At 59.4% G+C, this 1,940-nt stretch carries 2 protein-coding genes; both read left to right on the top strand.

Annotated elements, in window-relative coordinates:
• Positions 1-1,125: IS21 family transposase (gene istA / locus NCT32_RS36745; protein ID WP_250491536.1), on the top strand; the 1,125-nt coding region annotated here is incomplete at its 5' end.
• A gap of 2 nt (positions 1,126-1,127) precedes the next feature.
• Entirely contained in the window at positions 1,128-1,916 is a 789-nt protein-coding gene (istB, locus tag NCT32_RS36740) for an IS21-like element helper ATPase IstB (protein ID WP_250491535.1), read from the top strand.
• The last annotated feature ends 24 nt before the right edge of the window (positions 1,917-1,940 follow it).

Here is a 1,940-nt window from a genome sequence, read left to right as displayed (position 1 = left end):
GCAGAAGCCGCGCAGGTTGATTTCGGCGCAGGTCCGACCATCACCGATGCGCACACCGGCGAGATCCACAAAACGTGGTTCTTTGTGATGACGCTGTGCTGGTCGCGGCATCAATACGTTGAGTTTGTCCGCGACCAGAGCGTCGACACATGGTTGCTATGTCACCGTCATGCCTTCGAATGGTTCAATGGCGTAGTGGGACGCGTCATCATAGATAACCCCAAGTGTGCCATCGTCAAGGCCTGTATCTACGAACCCGAAGTCCAGCGCGCTTACGCGCAATGCGCCGAAGGGTACTTGTTCAAGGTCGATCCATGTCCGCCGAGGGACCCGGCTAAAAAAGGAATTGTCGAATCGGGCGTCAAATACGTGAAGTCGAGCTTCCTTCCTCTTCGCGAATTCCGTGATCTTGACGACGCCAACCGGCAAGCGCAAGCCTGGGTGATGCAAGAGGCCAGCACCCGGACCCATGGCACGACGCGCGAGGTGCCGCTCAAGCGTTTCGAAGGTGTCGAACAGGCGCTGTTGCAGCCGCTTCCCGATGTGCCACCGGAGCTGGCAACCTGGGCGCGCGTGAAGGTCCATCGCGACGCCCATGTGCAATTTGAGCGCGCCTATTATTCCGTGCCGTTCCGGCTTGCCGGTAAAGATCTATGGCTCAAGGCGACCGCCACCATGGTGCAGCTCTACTACGAGCACGAACTGTCGGCATCGCATGTCCGCCAAACTGCGCCAGGAACGCGTATCACTGTGGCCGATCACATGCCGCCAGCAGCACAGGCCTGGCAAATGCACGACACCCAATGGTGCCTGAGAGAAGCGCAACGCATCGGGCCGTCCTGCTACGCGCTTGTTCACGCGCTCTTTGGCGATCGGGTTCTCATCAAGCTGCGCGCCGTACAGGGCGTGCTGCGCTTCGCCCAGCAGTTCGGCGCATCTCGCCTGGAGGCGGCCTGCCGTCGCGCGAATCACTTCGGCAATCCAAGCTACAAAGCCGTCAAGCTGATCTTGCAGAAAGGCCTCGATCAGACCTGGCTGTCGAACGAACCTGTTGAATCGGGCGCGACCACCTACACCCACGGCGGCCGCTTCTGCCGCGATACCCAGACTCTCCTGATCCATTGAACATGAATCCAATTCCCGAACTCACGTCTTCTCTTAAGCAATTGCGACTATCCGGCATCCTCGACACGCTCGAAGCACGCAACCGTGAAGCCATCGACCGCAAGCTTGCCTATACAGACTTCCTGACGTTGCTCATCCAGGACGAGATCGCACGGCGCGATCATCGAAAGCTCGACGCCCGCATGCGCCGCGCCAACTTCCGTGGACAGAAGACACTCGAGGGTTTCGACTTCGACCGGCTACCCAACCTCAATCGCGCCGTCGTCCATGATCTCGCGACCTGCCGGTTCATCGATGAGAGGGTCAGCGTGCTGATCGCCGGTCCGTGCGGAACGGGCAAAAGCCATCTGGCGCAGGCACTGGGCCATGCGGCCGCCCGGCAAGGTCACGATGTCCTGTTCATGACCCAGACCCGGCTTCTCAGCACGCTACGCAACGCGCAAGCCGTGGGCTCCTACGAACGGCGATTCCAGGCGCTTGCCAAGGTGCCGTTGCTCATCATTGACGACTTTGGACTGAAACCCATGCGCACGCCCGAAGACGAAGACTTCCACGATCTCATTGCCGAGAGGTACGAGCGTACATCGACTGTCTTAACGAGTAATTTGGATTTTACGGAATGGGGCGACGCGTTCGCGACCAACAAAATGCTCGGCGCCGCAACGCTCGATCGCCTGCGACATGCGGCATACCGCGTCGTGCTCGACGGTGAAAGCTATCGCGTCCCTCGTCCGATGCCCGAGAGCAACAAATCAGCACTTGCGAAAGGAGGTAAAAACAAGGATTCTTGATCCCCGTTCGAGCCCCGAAACAGG

This window comes from Caballeronia sp. INML2, from assembly GCF_023631365.1.
Lineage (GTDB): Bacteria > Pseudomonadota > Gammaproteobacteria > Burkholderiales > Burkholderiaceae > Caballeronia > Caballeronia turbans.
This window is presented reverse-complemented; position numbering and strand designations above follow the sequence as displayed.